Annotated in this window: 13 protein-coding genes and 1 pseudogene; 4 read left to right on the top strand and 10 right to left on the bottom strand. The window is 69.8% G+C overall.

Annotated features, from left to right (window positions below):
- Positions 1–19: 19 nt before the first annotated feature.
- Together G6N25_RS18430 and ddaH are read right to left on the bottom strand one after the other, a co-directional pair.
- Positions 20–1,453 (bottom strand): amino acid permease, encoded by a 1,434-nt coding sequence (locus tag G6N25_RS18430; RefSeq protein WP_142272855.1) that lies wholly within the window; start codon positions 1,451–1,453, stop codon positions 20–22.
- A gap of 96 nt (positions 1,454–1,549) precedes the next feature.
- Entirely contained in the window at positions 1,550–2,395 is an 846-nt protein-coding gene (gene ddaH, locus G6N25_RS18425) for a dimethylargininase (RefSeq protein WP_083077014.1), read from the bottom strand.
- Positions 2,396–2,525: 130 nt separating this feature from the next.
- Between ddaH and G6N25_RS18420 the strand changes: the two genes are divergently transcribed.
- The gene (locus tag G6N25_RS18420; RefSeq protein ID WP_083077049.1) at positions 2,526–2,972 is read left to right on the top strand and encodes an Lrp/AsnC family transcriptional regulator; all 447 of its coding nucleotides are present in this window, start codon (positions 2,526–2,528) and stop codon (positions 2,970–2,972) included.
- A 1-nt stretch (position 2,973) separates the two neighbouring features.
- Here the strand turns inward: G6N25_RS18420 and G6N25_RS18415 are convergent, their stop codons facing one another.
- From G6N25_RS18415 to G6N25_RS18400, 4 genes are all read right to left on the bottom strand, one after another.
- The gene (locus G6N25_RS18415; RefSeq protein ID WP_083077012.1) at positions 2,974–4,776 is read right to left on the bottom strand and encodes a sulfatase-like hydrolase/transferase; all 1,803 of its coding nucleotides are present in this window, start codon (positions 4,774–4,776) and stop codon (positions 2,974–2,976) included.
- A complete protein-coding gene (locus G6N25_RS18410) occupies positions 4,769–5,221 on the bottom strand; it encodes an SRPBCC family protein (RefSeq protein ID WP_083077010.1) in 453 nt (150 codons plus the stop codon). Before G6N25_RS18410 ends, G6N25_RS18415 begins: the two co-directional genes overlap by 8 nt.
- Positions 5,222–5,419: 198 nt before the next feature.
- Entirely contained in the window at positions 5,420–6,262 is an 843-nt protein-coding gene (locus G6N25_RS18405) for an energy-coupling factor transporter transmembrane component T family protein (protein WP_083077008.1), read from the bottom strand.
- Positions 6,259–8,307, bottom strand: a complete 2,049-nt coding sequence (locus G6N25_RS18400) for an ATP-binding cassette domain-containing protein (RefSeq protein WP_372506807.1) — start codon at positions 8,305–8,307, stop codon at positions 6,259–6,261. The genes G6N25_RS18405 and G6N25_RS18400 overlap by 4 nt, the downstream gene beginning before the upstream one ends.
- Positions 8,308–8,425: 118 nt before the next feature.
- Here G6N25_RS18400 and G6N25_RS18395 point away from each other — a divergent pair, with 118 nt between their 5' ends.
- Positions 8,426–8,923 carry a MarR family winged helix-turn-helix transcriptional regulator gene (locus G6N25_RS18395; RefSeq protein WP_083077004.1) on the top strand — a complete coding sequence of 166 codons (498 nt, stop codon included), beginning with the start codon at positions 8,426–8,428 and terminating at the stop codon, positions 8,921–8,923.
- Between the two features lie 104 nt (positions 8,924–9,027).
- Positions 9,028–11,337: an ATP-binding cassette domain-containing protein gene (locus G6N25_RS18390; protein WP_163672478.1), complete on the top strand. Its 2,310-nt coding sequence runs from the start codon at positions 9,028–9,030 to the stop codon at positions 11,335–11,337.
- On the opposite strand, the pseudogene G6N25_RS18385 reads toward G6N25_RS18390, so the two are convergent.
- The 3 genes and pseudogenes from G6N25_RS18385 to G6N25_RS18375 all read right to left on the bottom strand — a co-directional run.
- A pseudogene (locus G6N25_RS18385) lies at positions 11,296–12,066 on the bottom strand (esterase-like activity of phytase family protein); the annotation flags it as partial. The gene G6N25_RS18390 and the pseudogene G6N25_RS18385 overlap by 42 nt on opposite strands.
- Before the next feature lie 13 nt (positions 12,067–12,079).
- Positions 12,080–12,808 (bottom strand): VIT1/CCC1 transporter family protein, encoded by a 729-nt coding sequence (locus G6N25_RS18380; protein ID WP_083076266.1) that lies wholly within the window; start codon positions 12,806–12,808, stop codon positions 12,080–12,082.
- 33 nt (positions 12,809–12,841) lie between these two features.
- Positions 12,842–13,408, bottom strand: a complete 567-nt coding sequence (locus tag G6N25_RS18375) for a methyltransferase family protein (protein WP_083076264.1) — start codon at positions 13,406–13,408, stop codon at positions 12,842–12,844.
- Positions 13,409–13,553: 145 nt separating this feature from the next.
- Here G6N25_RS18375 and G6N25_RS18370 point away from each other — a divergent pair, with 145 nt between their 5' ends.
- Complete coding sequence (locus G6N25_RS18370; protein ID WP_083076262.1) at positions 13,554–15,494, top strand: acyl-CoA dehydrogenase family protein; 1,941 nt, start codon at positions 13,554–13,556, stop codon at positions 15,492–15,494.
- A 25-nt stretch (positions 15,495–15,519) separates the two neighbouring features.
- Here the strand turns inward: G6N25_RS18370 and G6N25_RS18365 are convergent, their stop codons facing one another.
- Positions 15,520–15,987, bottom strand: a complete 468-nt coding sequence (locus G6N25_RS18365) for an LppP/LprE family lipoprotein (RefSeq protein ID WP_083076260.1) — start codon at positions 15,985–15,987, stop codon at positions 15,520–15,522.
- Positions 15,988–16,254: the final 267 nt, after the last annotated feature.

Raw genomic sequence — 16,254 nt, 5'->3', positions numbered from 1 at the left:
GTGACAGTCGGCGGGTGGTTCAGGCGGCCTCGCCGGAGTTGAGCGCGCTGTGGTGGCGACCCCAGAGAAAGTAGAAGACCAACGCCAGCGAGATCCATCCGGTGAATGCGATCCAGGTGTACCAGTGCAGGCTGACCAGGACGTAGCCGCATGCCAGCACCGAAAGGGCCGGCGTGACAGGGTAACCGGGCACCTTGAACGCCCGCGGCAAATCGGGTTCGCGGACCCGCAGGATGACCACGCCGACGGACACGACGATGAAGGCCGTCAGGGTGCCGATGGACACCATGTCCGCCAGTTTTTCGAGCGGCACGAAGGCCGCCAGGCCCCCCGCGGCCACCCCGACGATCGCCGTGTTGGTCACCGGGGTCATGGTGCGCGCGTTCACCGTGGCGAACCGCGCCGGCAGCAACCCGTCGCGCCCCATGGCGAACAGGATCCGGGTCTGGCCGTACATGGAGACGAGCGTGACGCTGAAGATGGAGATCACCGCGCCGGCGGCCAGGATGGTGCTGGCCCACCTGCTGTGCGTCACGTTGTCGAGGATCGTGGCCAGCCCGGCCTGTTGCTGCGCGGCGAAGTCGCGCCACGGCTGGGTGCCCAGCGCGGCCAGCGCGACGAGCACGTAAACGCCCGCGACCGTCAGCAGCGCCGCGATGATCGCGCGCGGCATGGTCTTCTGCGGGTCTTTCACCTCGTCGCCCGCCGTCGAGACCGCGTCGAGGCCGATGTAGGAGAAAAAGATGGTTCCGGCCGCCGAACCGATGCCGGCGACGCCGAACGGGGCGAAGTCCTTGAGCCGGTCGGCGTCGAAGGCGGTGAACGCGATGATCACGAACATGACCAGCACGCCCAGCTTGATCAGCACCATGACCGCGTTGACGGTGGCCGATTCGCCGGCGCCGCGGATCAGCAGCAGCGCGCACATCCCGATCAGGATGATCGCCGGCAGGTTCACATAGCCCGGTTGGGAATCCCACGGCGCCGCCGACAAGGCGAGCGGCAGTTGGAATCCGAACACATTGCTCAGCAGCTTGTTGAGGTAGCCGCTCCAGGCAACCGCGACCGCCGCGGTGGACACCCCGTACTCCAACAACAGGCAGGCCGCCACGCCCATCGCGACCGCCTCGCCCAGCGTGGTGTACGCGTAGGAGTACGACGAGCCCGAAACCGGGACGGCGGAGGCTAATTCGGCGTAGCAGATGGCCGCGAGCCCGGCCGCGATGCCGGCGATGAGGAAGGAGACGATCACCGCGGGGCCGGCCTCGGGCACCGCCTGGGACATGACGAAGAAGATCCCGGTGCCGACCGTAGAGCCGACCCCGAACATGGTCAGCTGGAAGGTGCCGATGCTGCGCTTGAGGTGGTCCGCGGCCCCGTGCGCCACACGGGCGCCGACGACCGGGCGGCGCCGCAGCATCTGTTCCGTCAGGCCGATCGAACTGGTTGGCAAGGGAGCCTCCTGTCGCCGATCAGCCGATTATGGCCGCCCCCCGCCAGGCCGCGGCGAACTGGTCGACCGCTTCCGAGGTCCGGGCGCCGAGAAGCGTCATGGGAATATCTCCAACGTGCAGCACTTGACGGAACCGCCGCCCTTGAGCAGCTCGGACAGTTCCACCCCGACGGGCTCGAAGCCGGCCGCACGCAGCTGTGCGGCGAAACCCGTTGCGGCGGACGGAAGCACGACGTGCAGGCCGTCGGAGACGGCGTTGAGGCCCAGCACGTACGCGTCGGCGCTGCCGACCAGAAGAGCGTCGGGATACAGCGCATGCAGTCGGTCCCGCGCCGCCGCGCTGAACGCCGGCGGATAGAACGCGATCGTGTGATCGTCGAGGACGGCCAGCGCGGTGTCGAGGTGATAGAAGCGCGGGTCCACCAGCTCCAGCGAGACGACGGGCACGCCCAGCGCCGCCGAGATTTCGGGGTGGGCCCGCCGGTCGGTGCGAAAGCCGTAGCCGGCCAACGCCGTTTCGCCGACCATGAGCACATCGCCCTGCCCCTCGTTGACGTGACGAGTCGACACCGGCCGATAGCCCAGCGACGACATCCACTCGGCGTAGGCCCGCGACTCGCCGGCCCGCTCGGCGAACCGAAACCGGGCGACGATGGCGATGTCGCGCGCGATGAGCCCGCCATTGGCGGCGTAGACCATGTCCGGGAGCCCGGGCACGGGCTCGATCAGGTCCACGCGGTGGCCCAGGCGCAGGTAGGTCTGATGCAGACGCTCCCACTGCGTCGCCGCGGCGTGGGCGTCGACGGGTGTGGTGACGTCCATCCACGGGTTGATCGCATACTCGACGGCGAAGAAGGCCGGCGCGGTCATCGCGTACCGGCGGGTCCGCGACGTGCGGGCCCGCTTGACGGGCCGGGTCCCGGCGACAGACGAATCCGTCATAAATCAACGATATTTGGCCTTCGTCGAGCAAGCCAGCGACGATTTTTGCGTGTCTATAGCTGATTCATTGTGCCGAAGTCGCTACTATGGCGATCTGTTGTCGCAAGACAACGCAAGGCAAGGAGTGGTGATGGACCGTCTGGATGGCACAGACGAGCGCATCCTCACCGAGCTGACCCACAACGCGCGGGCCACCTTCGCGGAGATCGGGCAGATGGTGAATCTGTCGGCGCCGGCGGTCAAGCGTCGCGTCGACCGGATGCTCGACAGCGGTGTGATCAAAGGCTTCACCACCGTCGTCGACCGCAATGCGCTCGGCTGGAACACGGAGGCCTACGTGCAGGTGTTCTGCCACGGCACGATCGCGCCCCATCAGCTGCGCGCGGCCTGGGTCGACATGCCCGAAGTGGTCAGCGCGGCGACGGTCACCGGCACGTCGGACGCGATCCTGCACGTGCTGGCCCGCGACATGCTTCACCTCGAGTCGGTCCTCGAGCACATCCGGTCGAGCGCGGACATCGAACGCAGCGAAAGCATCGTCGTGCTGTCGAACCTCATCGACCGCATGCGGACGTAGGTCAGCGAGCGCCGAACCAGCGCGCCAGCCTGGACTCCGACGCCCGCGGGGGGCGGCGGGATGCGTAGGGCCACGGCCGGTTTCGCTCCGGGATCGAGCTGGCCCGGGCGTGCTTCAGCTGCGTTCGCAGGTGCCGGCGCAGGTCGTCCAGATCCGGATCCGCCCAACGGTTGTCGGCTTCGATCGGGTCGGCCCTCAGGTCGTACAGCTCCCACTGGTCGTCAAGGGGAGACGTCCGGTAGGCCTCGCCGCCCAGCCCGGTGGCCGCCAGGTGGCGCACGCCGGGTTCGGTCCAGGTGCCCGGGTCGTCGAAGGTGCGGACCAGCTTCCACAGGTGCCCGGCGCCCCCTGTCGCCGTCGCGTCGTCGACGCGGACGACCAGTCCCTCGAAGTTGGACGCGGTGTGTGCGGGCACCCTGATGCGCAGTGGCGCAGGCGGGTTGACCGTCCGTTTCAGGCGGCGCGCCAGGCCCGAGGCGCCGCTGTCCCCCTCGAGCATGTTGTCGCGCGTCATCAGGTAGACGGCCCGGGTGTCGTCGGCCGGCGCGCCGTCGACGATCGGCATCAGGTCGCGTCCCGGCAGCTCGTGGACTTCCGAGAAGGTCTCGGCCAGAGTGGCGGCGAGGTCCCCCACGCCTAAACCGGCCGCCGAGAGCAGCGTCGGGACCAGGTCGACGTGCGACGTGGGCGCGGTGACGACCCGTGGCCGCGTCGGGCGCTCGCCGATGCGGGCGATGACGAACGGCACGCGGGTGGCCTCGTCGTAGAGGTTGAACCACTTCTGGTGCAGTCCGCCGTGGGCGCCCAGCAGGTCGCCGTGGTCGGCCGTGCGCACCAGCACCGCATTGGCCGAGCCGCCGTCGGTGACGGCCCGCCGGACCCGGTCGATCGGCCCGTCCACCTCGGCGTGCAGGCGGTAGTAGAGGTCGCGGTAGCGCTGGGCGTTGCGCTCATAGGTTCGGCTGATCGCCGGCGCCGGGCCGTAGCCCGAGTAGTAGGCCTCGCGAAAAGCGATCTGCGCGGCCGGCTTCGTCGACAGGTCCTCGCCCGCGGTGGGCGCCGGGGGCACCGGCGGCGGATCCGCTCGTGAGGGCTCCAATGGGATTCGGCGCGACCACACCGGGAACAACACGATGTCGTGGGGATTCACGAAGCTGGCCACCAGCAGGAAGGGGCGCAGCGCGGCGGGGTCGCCCGCCCTGCGGCGGGCGTAGCGGTCAGCGAGCCAGGCGACGACGCGGTCGGCGATCAGGCGGTCGCGGCGGACGCCCGCGTTGGCCAGCGACGCCCCGTGCGGCTCGGGGCCCACCCATCCCGAAAAGCCAAACGGCCCAAGCGGATCGGCGTCCAGGTAGCGCCGCACCGCGGCAGGATCGACGACGCCGTCGTCGTCGTTGGTGGCCAACGGACGGCCCGTCGCCGGGTCGGTGAGGTCCGCGTGCGAGATGTGCCACTTGCCGTCGTAATGCGTGTCGTATCCCGCCGCGCGGAACCAGTTGCCCAGGGTGGGCACCTCGCCCGGGCGAAGCCAGCGCATGCGGGAATCGTCGGCCGTCTTCCCGATGCCATCGGTCTGGGTGACCCCGTGCAGGTCGGGATAGTGCCCGGTGAAAATCGTTGGGCGACTGGGCACGCAGGCCAGCGAGCCGGTGTAGTGCCGGCCGAAACTGACGCCGTGATCGTCGAACCACTTGCGGCCCAACAGCGTTCGATCGCGCCACGCGAGCACCCCGGGAGCCTCGTACGGTGGCACCGCGCGTTCCTCGTCCGTCATCACGACGACGACATCGGGCCGTTCAGACACGGGCGTTCTCCAATCGGTTGGCGAGCCCGGCGAGCATCGCGTCGGACTGTCGTGCGAGAAAGCGACACAGCACGCCTTCGGCCAGCTTTTGGACTGGGCGAGGGCCGATTTCGGCCGTGCTGGTCACGGTGACGACGGTCGAGGCGCCGGCGGCCGGTTCCAGCGTCCACCGGTTGGCCACCCTGCGCAGGCGGCGCGGCAGGCCTTCGATGTCGTAGGCGAGGGCGCGCGGCGGGTCGAACTCGGTGATGCGCTCGACGAAAGCGTCGCGTTTGACCTGAACTCGCCGGGCGGTGCCGACCGGTCCCCCGTCCGGGCCGGAAGACAGGATGCACGAGTGGTCGACGTTGCCGGCCCATGAACTGAGCGAGCCGAAGTCCGCGAGGACGCCCCAGATCTCGCCGACGCCGGCCGCGATGGTGCGGGTGCGGTGAATGTCGGCCACCCGCTCAAGCTACGCGATGGATGGCCGACTTGCCCTGTTTTGGGCCTCTTTTCGCGCCTAGGGGTCTGGTCCGTACGCCGAGTCTGCGCTGGTGGCATCGAGCCTGCGTTCAGGGTTAGCTTTTCGCCTCGGACGCCGCACCCACCGCAGTCTCGGCGCCCCAGCCAACAGCGCCCCGACGACCTCCGGGCGAGACCACTAGTAGGGGGTGGTGTGGACCAGCGTCTCGAGCACCACCGCCGCGCCACTGGTCGCGAGGATGATCGCGAGCGTCACCCAGTCCGCCAGCTTCGGGCGCGCCGGATTGGCCGAGAGCTGGCCGGTGCCGCCGCGCGCGGTGATCGCATCGCCCATCTCGTCGGCGCGCCGCAACGTCACGGTGACGGCGGCGGCCAGCAGGTCGATCAGCTCCAGGGCGCGCCGCCGGCGGCGGGCCCTGCGGTTGCGCGGTATCCGTTTGGGCCGGAGCCGGCGGGCGGCGTAGAGCACCTGGAATTCGTCGATCAACATCGGGAAGGCGCGCAGGGCGAGCGCCAGCGCGACCGCCCATTCGTCGACCGGGATCCGCAACAGTCGCAGGGGTCGGCCCAAAGTCGCCACCGCGGGCCCTATTTCGGCGACGTTGGTGGTCCACGACACCATCGCCCCGAGCGCCAACAAGACGATCGACAGCGCCGTGATGCGCAGGAAGTTCAGGCCACCGCCGAGTCCGATCTCGAGCCCGCCTATCGAGACCTTCGGGCTGCCGCCGGCCAGCGCGGCCGTGATGCCGCCCAAGGCGATGACGATCCACAGCCACCGCGGCACCGACGGCAGCGCGCCACGCGGGATGTGGGCGATCCTGGCCGCCGCCAGCACCAGCGCCGCCACGAACCCGATCGTCACCCACCCCGGGTAGAACGTCAGCAGCACCGAAACACCGAAAACGACCAGGAGTTTGGTGCCCGCCCACAGGTCGTGGATGGTCGAGGTTCCCGGCACCGGAACGAGCAGCACCACCGGGCGAGAGGGGCGCCGGGCCGGGGTGGAGGTCGTGGTCACGCCATACCCCCCGCCGCGGCCGGTACGGGTTCCAGCCTGCCGCCGCGCAGATGCAGGGTGCGCGGGCACAGATCCTCCAGCCCGACGAAGTCATGCGAAATGACCACCACCGTCAGGCCCTGCTCACGGCGCAGGTGTTCCAGCAGCCGCAGCAGGCCGCGCTGGCTGGCGGCGTCCAACCCGGCCAGCGGCTCGTCGAGGATCAGGGCGCGCGGTGAACATGCCAGCAGCCCGGCCAGCACCACGCGGCGCATCTGACCGCCGCTGAGCTGGTCGATCCGGCGCTTGGCCAGGGTGGCATCGAGCCCCACGACGCCCAGCGCGGCGGCGACGCGATCCTCGTCGCGGGGCGAAAAGCCCGCCGCCGAGGCCACTTCCAGGTCGACGCGGCTGCGCATCAACTGCAGCCGTGCCGCCTGGAACGACAACGCCACCGCGCCGACCCGCTCGTGGGTGGGCCGGCCATCCATCAGGCAGGTGCCGGTGGTCGGAACGGTGAGTCCGGCCATGATCCACGCGAGCGTCGACTTGCCGGAGCCGTTGCCGCCGTGGATCAGCAGCCCGTCTCCCTGCTCCACCGCGAAGCTGACGTCGCGCAGCGCGGTCTTGGCCCACGGGGTGCCGGAGCCGTATTCGTGGCCCACGCCGATGAGTTCGAGCACCGGCGCGCGCGAGCCGTGAGCGACCGTGACGGTTCTGGCCGGCGCGTCCGTGGACTCGACCATGCCGGCGTTGTCCGGCGAATCGCTGAGATCGATTGTGCGCTGCGCGCAGACGGCCTCGTTGTTGTAGTGCGTGATGTGCACCAGGGCGGTCCGGTGTCGTTCGGTGAGGCCCGACAGCACGCCCAGCAAGGCGTCCCGGCCCCGCTGGTCGACCATGGTGGTGACCTCGTCGGCGATCAGCAGCGCCGGCTCCCGGGCCAGCGCGGCCGCGAGCGCGAGGCGCTGCAACTCACCGCCGGACAGGCTGCCGGTGTCGCGTTCGGCGAGTCCCTCGAGGCCGACCTCGCGCAGCAACCGGTCCACATCGATCCTGGTGCCCGGCGGCAAGCCCCAGACCACGTCGTCGGCGACCCGGGTGCCCAAGACCTGACTCTCGGGGTGCTGCAGGACCACGGCCGTGCCGCCGAGCTTGCCCAGACCCACCGATCCCGGGCGGTCCACCGTGCCTGACGTCGGCTCCCGGCCGGCCAGGATCAGCATCAGCGTGGTCTTCCCGGAGCCGTTGGCGCCGGTGACCGCGACGTGTTCGCCGACCCGGAGCTCCAGGCTGAGCTCACGCAGCGCGTCCTGGCGGGCGCCGGGGTAACGGAAGCGCACCTTGTCCAACCGCACCGGGACCGGCCCGACCGGGGCTTCCTCGCCCTCGCTCCAGTCCCACCCGTCCAGTTTGTGCACATCGGGGATGCCCCGCATCCGCTCCAGCAGACGGGACAACGCCCACCAGCCGATCAACGACACGATCATGATCCCGACGGTGAAATAGGCGAGCATCACCCAGGGCCAGTAGTGCAGCGCCTCGGCGAAATAGCGCTGCAGATCGGCGGCGGCCCCCGGCATGTGCGCCCGGCCCATGAAGGCGGCGACCCCATCCACGTTCGCGGTCATGACCTCGAAGATCAGGTGCCGCAGCCGGGCCAGCACGGCCAGCATGACGACCATCGCGCCACCGAACACGACCCCGGCGATCAGGGACGAGACGATCACGGTGGGTGTGCCCCGGCCCCTGCGCTTGATGATTCCGGTCAGACCGCCGATGTAGACGCAATGGACGACGGTCATGAAACCGCCCAGACCGGCGATCAAGAAGGCGATCACCCCGGCGGCGACGGTCGCGGCCATCAGCACCCGCAGCCGGTAGCGGTAGGCCAGCAGCCCGGTCGGCACGGTGCCCAGCAAGGCCAGTCCCGCCGCAAAGGGGACGACGACGGAGATGATCGCGACCACCGCGCACAGTGCGCCCATGACCGAGGCCTGTGCCAACTCGACCGGCCGCAGCGGTCCGCCCCGATGGGGTGAACGGAATGGTCTGGGGACGGTCACTTTATCGATTCTGCCAGGCCGCGGCGCCAAGTCCCCGTAGCACACCGCGCCGCCTGGGTTTTCCCGCCAAGGCGTGTGGGGCTCGTCTCGCTTAGCAAAGCTATGCAACTATGGACGCATGAACGCATCCGCCGCCAACCACACCGATGTCGTTGACGCCGCAAACACCGAGCCGCAGCCCGGCCTGGGAGCAGATCTGCTCGCTGTGGTCGCGCGGCTCAACCGACTGGCCACCCAGCGCATCCAGATGCCCCTGCCGGCCGCGCAGGCCAGGCTGCTGGCCACCATCGAGGCCCACAGGGAGGCCCGAATCGGTGACCTGGCCGCCGTCGACCACTGCTCGCAGCCGACGATGACCACGCAGGTGCGCCGGCTCGAGGACGCCGGCCTGGTCACCCGAGCCGTCGATCCCGGCGATGCCCGGGCGGTCCGAATCCGCATCACGCCCCAGGGGATACGCACGCTCAACGCGGTTCGGGCGGACCGCGCCGCCGCCATCGAACCGCAATTGGCCCTGCTCGAGCCGGCGGACCGCCAGGTGCTGACGGAAGCGGTCCAGGTGCTGCGCCGGCTCCTGGACAACGCCGCGACATCGGCGCGCCGCCACACCCTGTGAGGGCGCCCGCCCCGGTGGCTGGACCGCCGCGGGCGGGTAGACACTGGAAGCGGTGTCTGGAGGCGGGACCGGTTCGGTCTGACCGGTGACGAGAGGGGGCGGTGATGCGGCCCGAGGTCCCGGCCTTCCCGGCCTCCCCGTTGACCGTATGGGTCGGATCCACCAGGTACGTTTTCGCCCCGGGCCGCGACGTGTTGGTGGGCTACGGCCACGGGGTCGACGTCCCCCTGCGGCGGCCGGTCAACGCCGGCCCGCCCGCGCCGCCGCCTCGCCCCGATGTGGTGTTGCGATTCACCGGTCACCACTGGGTGGCCATCGACAGCGGTCCCCGCGGCATGTTCGTCGACGGCTCCCGGGTGTCGACGCTCGACATCCGCTCCGGCCAGGCGATCACCATCGGCGATCCGCAACGGGGTCCGCGGCTGGTTTTCCAGATCGGTCCCCCCGCCGGCCCACCCGACCGCCCCAGCGACCCCCACCTGCGGGTCCCGACGCAGCGGGCCACCCAGCAGATCCGGATCGCCCCACCCCAGCCGCGCGCGGACCGGCGACCCGGCCCACCGCTGACCGCCGCGGACGACCGGCCGAAGGACCGGGGCCTGATCGAGCGGATGATCACGCGATCACTGCGCGTCCCGCAGCCCTCCTTCCGCACCGACGAGGCCGACTCCACCTTTCGGCTGCCGCTCAAGCCGGGGGCCCGCACCACCGGGGTGATCGCGCACCGGCTGGGGCTGAGCGTCGACGGGCACGAGATGCTCACGGACATTTCGTTTTCGGCGCGTCCGGGCACGTTGACCGCGGTCGTCGGGCCGTCGGCGGCGCGCAACTCGGCGCTGCTGCAGTTGCTGGCCGGCGCCAGGGACCTCGGCTCCGGCCAGGTCACCGTCGACGGCCACGACGTGCGCGCCGAACCGGAGTCGATGCGCGCCCGGATCGGGATCGTGGGGCGCGACGAGCGCGTTCACCCACGGCTCACCGTCGAACGGGCCCTGGGGTACGCCGCCGAACTGCGCCTGCCGCCCGACACCTCCCCCGAGCACCGCCGCCGGGTGGTGGACCAGGTTCTCGACGAGCTCGGGCTGACGCCGCACCGCGCGACCCGGATCAACAAGCTCGCGCCCGGGGTGCGCCGGTGCGTTTCGCTGGCGGTCGAACTCGTCACCCGGCCGACGCTGCTCGTGGTTGACGAGCCGAGCGCCCCGCTGGATGCGGCGCAGCGAAACCACGTGCTGGCGGTCCTGCGCCGGCAGGCCGACATCGGCTGCGCCGTGGTAATGGCCGTGTCGTCGCCGGCGTCGCTGGGCAGCCTGACCATGTGCGACCAGGTGCTGGTGCTCACCTCCAGGGGCGCGATGGCTTTCCTCGGGGCGCCGCTGCAGGTCGGGTCGTCGATGGGCACCACCGACTGGTCGACGGTCCTGGAGCGGGCGGGCGCCGATCCCGACGGTGCGCATCGCGCGTTTCGAGCCCGCCATCAAGCGGTGGCCCCGCCCGCGCCGCCGGCGGTCGCCGCGCCGTGGCCGCCTCCCTCCGAGCTTCCCGGGAAGCGGCAATTCCGGTTGGTGGCCCGCCGCCAGCTGCGCCTGCTCTTCGCCGACCACATTCACTTCTTGTTCCTGGCGGTCCTGCCGTTCGTGTTGGCGGCGCTGACCCTGCTGATACCGGGCGATTCCGGCCTGGAACGACCCAACCCGAGCAGCCCCAATCCCCACGAGGCCATTGAGATCCTGGCCGCGCTGAACCTCGCCGCGGTGATCGTGGGAACCGCGCTGACCATCCGCGCCCTGGTCGAGGAGCGGCGCGTCTTCCGGCGTGAGCAGGCCATCGGGCTGTCGGCGTCGGCGTACCTGGCCGCCAAGATCGTCGTCTTCGGTGTGGCCGCGGCCGTCCTGACGGCCCTCGTGTTCGCCATCGTCGTCGCCGTCAAAGGCGGCCCGGTGCACGGCGCCGTCGTGCTGCACAACGGCACGGTCGAGCTCTATGCGAGCGTGGCCGTCACGGCCGTCGTCTCGGCGATCGTCGGGCTGGCGCTGTCCACGCTGGGGGCCCGCCTCCGGGAAGTCGTGCCGCTGGCCGTGCCGGTGATCCTGGCCTCGCTGCTGTTCGACGGGAGCCTGGTTCGGCTGGTGGGCACGTGGGGCTTTCAGCAGATCTCCTGGTTCGTCCCCGCCCGGTGGGGCTTCGCGGCGTCGGCGTCGACCGTGGATCTGCGCAGGGTCGACGCGCTGGCCGCCAACGCCGCGACGTGGACCCACTATTCGGGGTGGTGGGTGTTCGACATGGTGATGCTGGTCGCCCTGGGCGCGGTGGCGGCCGGGTTCGCCCGGTACCGGCTGCGGCCGCCCACGCGGGAAGCCCGCGATCGGTCGCTACATCGCGAACAGCAGGAACTGGGTGACCTGGGCGGGTGAGAAGTTGTTGTCGCTCACCAGCACCACCGATTGGCGGCCGTCGGGCAGTGTCGGTCCCAGCGTGATGCCCTCGACGTTATCCAGGGGCGCCAGGCCCGGCGTCGCGGACAGGTCGACCGCCAGCGTCTTGCTCATCGGGGTCACCGACGCGCGCTGCATCGACGGCATCGGCAACACGTCGGTCGCCGCACCGACCTCGGCGCGGTAGATCCGGACGGTCGGCGGCGCGGCGGAGGACCGTTCCAGCACCAGGAACGCCGTGTCGGACAGCGCGACGAGGTCCGAGACGCCGTTGAGGTCGGCGGGCGGCGCGGGCGGCTCCATCGGGTAGGCGTACTGGGCGGTGGGTGCGCCGGTGGCGACGTCGAATTTGGTGACCCGGGTCAGCACGCCGCGGGCGCCGTCGCTTGCCGGCCCGTCGTTGTAGCCGGGGTCTTCCATTGCGGCGAACAGCGATTCGCCGTCGGGGGTGAGCGCCACCCCCTCGAGCGTCTTGTTGCGGCGGGGCCCGGTGTGCTGGGCCGACATCGCCAGGTTGGGCGGCAGGGTGAACTGCCCCAGGTAAGCGCCGTCAAGCCCGGCGGTCCGCACCCACGGGTCCAGCAAAACCGGGCCCGCGGTGAGCCGCTCGCCTTCCGAGCTCCAGTACAGCCGCTGCCGGCGGGGGTCGAAGGCGATGCCCTCCGGGTCGGGGGGCACCACCGGCGGCGTGGCGTTCGGGGCCAGCGGGCGGCGGCGGGCATCACATGACCGCTGCGACGAGCAGACCGAGCGCATAGGTGGCGGCGACGGCGACGGCGCCGAAGAGCAGCTGCCGCGACCCGGCCCACCACACCGGTTTGCGGGTGAATCGGGCGGTCAGGCCGCCCGCGACCAGCAGGCCGGCCGCCCCGCACGCCAGACCCGTCGCCAGCGACCCATACCCGAGAAGGTAAGGGAGGAGCGGGATTACCGCGCCGATGGCGAACGTCACGAAGGACGAGACGGCGGCCAGCCGGGCGGACGGCTTCTCGGCCGGATCGAGCCCGACCTCCTGCACGATGTGGAAGTTGACGGCCCGGTTCTCGTCCCGGTGGATCTCGTCGGTGGCGGTCTGTGCGGTTTTCTCGGTCATGCCCATGCCGACGAGCATGCCGACGAGTTCGGCCCGCTCGGCTTGCGGGCGGGTGCGCAGGGCCCGGCGTTCGACGTAGACCTCGGATTCGATCTGCTCGTTGGCCGTCGTCACCGACGTGTACTCGCCCAGCGCCATGGAGAACGCCCCGGCCAGCAGGCCGGCGATGCCGGCGACCGTGACCGCGTGCGCGCTTTCACCGGCGGCGACGCCGGCGATCAGGCCGCTATTGCTGACCAGGCCGTCCATGGCGCCGAAGGCGGCCGCGCGCAACCAGCCTCCGCTGACATCGGAATGGGTGTGCCCGACGTCGTACGCCGGGCCGGGGTGCTGCGACGGGGTGTCTGGCTGGGCCATGAGGCCATCTAAGCGGCGCCCGCCGCCGCGGCGCTAGAGATACCGCCTGACGTGCCGGCAGTAGTCGGCGTAGAGATGGCCGTACCGCTGCCGCATGAATTCTTCCTCGCGCAACACCTGCCGGTGGAACAGCGCGGTGGCGCCGACGAGATAGAGCAGCGGGACCCAGTTGGGAAACACCAACAGCTGACCGACCAAAAAGACGAAGAAACCGACGTAGATCGGATTGCGGCTCACCGCGAAAATGCCCGTCGTCACCAGCCCGCCCGGTTGGTCGGCATCGATGCCGACCCGGAAGCTGTCGCCGAACGACACCAGGCTGAGCACCAGAATCAGGACCCCGACCAGGCAGAGCGCCACCCCCAGCCAGGCGAGAATCGTCGACTGGAAGAAGCGCTCGCGGCTGGCCAGGGGCCAACCGAAGGCGGCGGCGAACACCGTGTAGAAGTAGAACAGCGCCACCGGGGGAATCAGGAAATCCGTCTTGTCGAGCTTCCCGAAATGCATTGCTTGCGTGCCGGTTCTGCGCAGCAACACGACTCTGCACACGACCGTGCCTATGAGGAGCACGACCATGACAGCGGCGAGGTATTGCGGCATCCCGGTCCTAAGCTAGCAGTTCGCCGGGCTCCGGGATCGGCCGGCCGGGAGCGCCGAGCGTGCTCTCAGGGCGAAAATCCGCCACGATCTCCGCCCTGAGTGCACGTTGGGCGATGGGGTTGACGGCGCGGGTTACCGTCGCTTTATGGCGCCAGACACGACAAGCACCGCCGAGCACCTGCGCAACGCCCTCGACGGGCGTTGGCGCGACGTGAAGAACCGGATGCGGGGCACGCTGACCGAGGAGCTGTTCCGGCCGCATTACACGCCGAACACGGTGATCGCCCGCACCAAGGTGGCCGAGCAGATGAGGATCATGGCCGCGTTCGGCGCCGCCGCCGACTCCTTCCGCAAGGAGCATGGCGGGACCGGCGACGTCGGCGCGGCGATCACGATGATCGAGATGCTGGCGATGTCGGACCTGTCGCTGATGGTGAAGGCCGGCGTCCAGTGGGGGCTGTTCGGCGGCGCCGTCGAAAACCTGGGCACCGAGCGCCACCACAAGGCCTACGTGCAGAAGATCATCAGCCTCGAGTTGCGCGGCTGTTTCGCGATGACCGAGACCGGACACGGCAGCGACGTCCAGTCGCTGGAGACCACGGCCACCTACGACGCCGAGGCCGAAGAATTCGTCGTCGACTCCCCCACCCCGACGGCCCGCAAGGACTACATCGGCGGTGCCGCCGAAACCGCAACCATGGCAGCGGTTTTCGCGCAACTGATCACCACCGACGACGGCAAGCCGGTCAACCACGGCGTGCACTGCCTCCTGGTCCCGATCCGCGACGCCGACGGCAACGACCTGCCCGGGGTGACGACGTCGGACTGCGACTACAAGGGCGGGCTGCCCGGCGTCGACAACGGCCGCATCGTGTTCGACCACGTCCGCGTCCCGCGGGTGAACCTGCTCAACAAGTACGGCGACGTCGCACCGGACGGCACGTACAGTTCCCCGATCGACAACCCCAATCGCCGGTTCTTCACCATGCTGGGCACCCTGGTTCGCGGCCGCATCACCGTGGGCGGCAGCGCGGGCGCCGCCGCCCGCGTCGCGCTGGATATCGCCACCCGATATGCGTTGCAGCGCAGGCAATTCAGCGCACCCGACGAGGGCACCGAGGTGCTGATCATGGATTACCTGGTGCATCAGCGCCGGCTGTTTCCGTTGATCGCGAGGTCCTACGCGCTGCAGTTCGCCCAGAACGAGCTGGTCGGCAAGTGCCACGACATCCAGACGGCGGACGCGCCCGACGCCGAGGAGCAGCGCGAGCTGGAGGCGCGCGCGGCGGGGCTGAAGGCGGCCAACACCTGGCACGCGTCCCGGGCCATCCAGGAGGCCCGCGAGGCCTGCGGCGGTGCGGGGTACATGGCCGAGAACCGGCTGATCGCGCTGCGCGGCGACACCGACGTGTTCACCACGTTCGAGGGCGACAATCACGTGCTGACCCAATTGGTGGCCAAGGAGCTGCTGACGGCGTACGCCGACGACATCCGCAGCATGAGCCCGGTCGAATGGGTGCGCTTCGCCGCCAACGCCGTCGGTGAGCGGGTGAGGAAACGCACCGCGGCCGAGGCGATTATGCAGACGATCATCGACGCCCGCCAGGACAGCGAAGAGGAGGGCAGCCTGTTCAACCGCGGCACCCAGGTGACCATGTTCGAGGAGCGCGAGGATTATCTGCTGTCTTCGGTCGCGCGCCGGCTGCAGGGCAAATCCAAGGAGATGTCGGCGTTCGACGCGTTCAATGCCGTGCAGGACCACGTGCTGCACGCGGCGAGCGCGCACATCGACCGGATAGTGTTGGAGGCCTTCGTCGCCGGGATCGACTCGTGCGAGGACAAGGAGGCCCGCGACCTGTTGGAGCTCGTCTGCGACCTGTATGCGCTGTCGGTGATCGAGGACGACAAGGCGTGGTACATCGAGCACGGCTACCTGTCCACCGGGCGGGCCAAGGCGGTCACCCGGGGCATCAACGATCGGTGCCGTGCGCTGCGGCCGCACGCGAAGACGCTCGTCGACGGATTCGGCATCCCGGAACCGCTGCGTTACGCCGAGATGCTGCACCCGGAGAACCTGCCCGCCTGATCCTCAAAGCGGTTGCGCGTCAAGGCTACTGATGCGGGATCTTGCCGAGCGCCCGCAGCTTGCCGTCCGAGCCGATTTGGAACTTCACCGTGCCCATCCCGGTGGGGCAGCATGGCTGGTCGTTGCCGACCCGCCATTGGTAGCGAACCGTGATGGTGTCATCGGACGGCGGCAGCACGGCGATGTACGGCTTCGGGTTCGGGGTGGGCGGGCCCAGCGGGGTGTTGTGGTCGAAGAACAGCAGCTGCTGCGGCGTCGACTCGCTGGCGATGGTCGGGATGATCTGAACCCAATACAAGCGGCACTTCTTGGTGTGCCCCCGCGCGATTTCGACCCAGCTCGAGCCCGGGACCTCGACCGGAACCGAGGCGATGGCCTGTCGCACCGTGTCGGCCGTCGGCCCGTCGGAGTCCTTGCACGTATCGGCCCGCGATGCCGGCGGGGCCGTTGGTTTTCCGCCGCAAGCCGAAACCAACAAAATGAGCAGAATCACAAACTGACGACGCACATTGTGAGCTTAACGAAAACTGTGAATGTCCCATTTGTTTCGTCGGAACCCCCGTTCCGAGGGGTAATTCGGCGGGGCCCGCGGGTAGTCTGGGCAACGTCGCAGATCGGCGCTGACCTGCGACTATCCCGTCGGCGACGGGTTTTCCGGACATTTCACATATCAGTCCGGAGCCGGTGAGAGGAAGCCGTAAAACGGCGGAAACATCGGACGCCCGATGCCGAAACATCCCTGCCGCACTATTTGGCGCGT

Source organism: Mycobacterium heidelbergense (assembly GCF_010730745.1).
In the GTDB taxonomy this organism is placed as follows: domain Bacteria; phylum Actinomycetota; class Actinomycetes; order Mycobacteriales; family Mycobacteriaceae; genus Mycobacterium; species Mycobacterium heidelbergense.
This window is presented reverse-complemented; position numbering and strand designations above follow the sequence as displayed.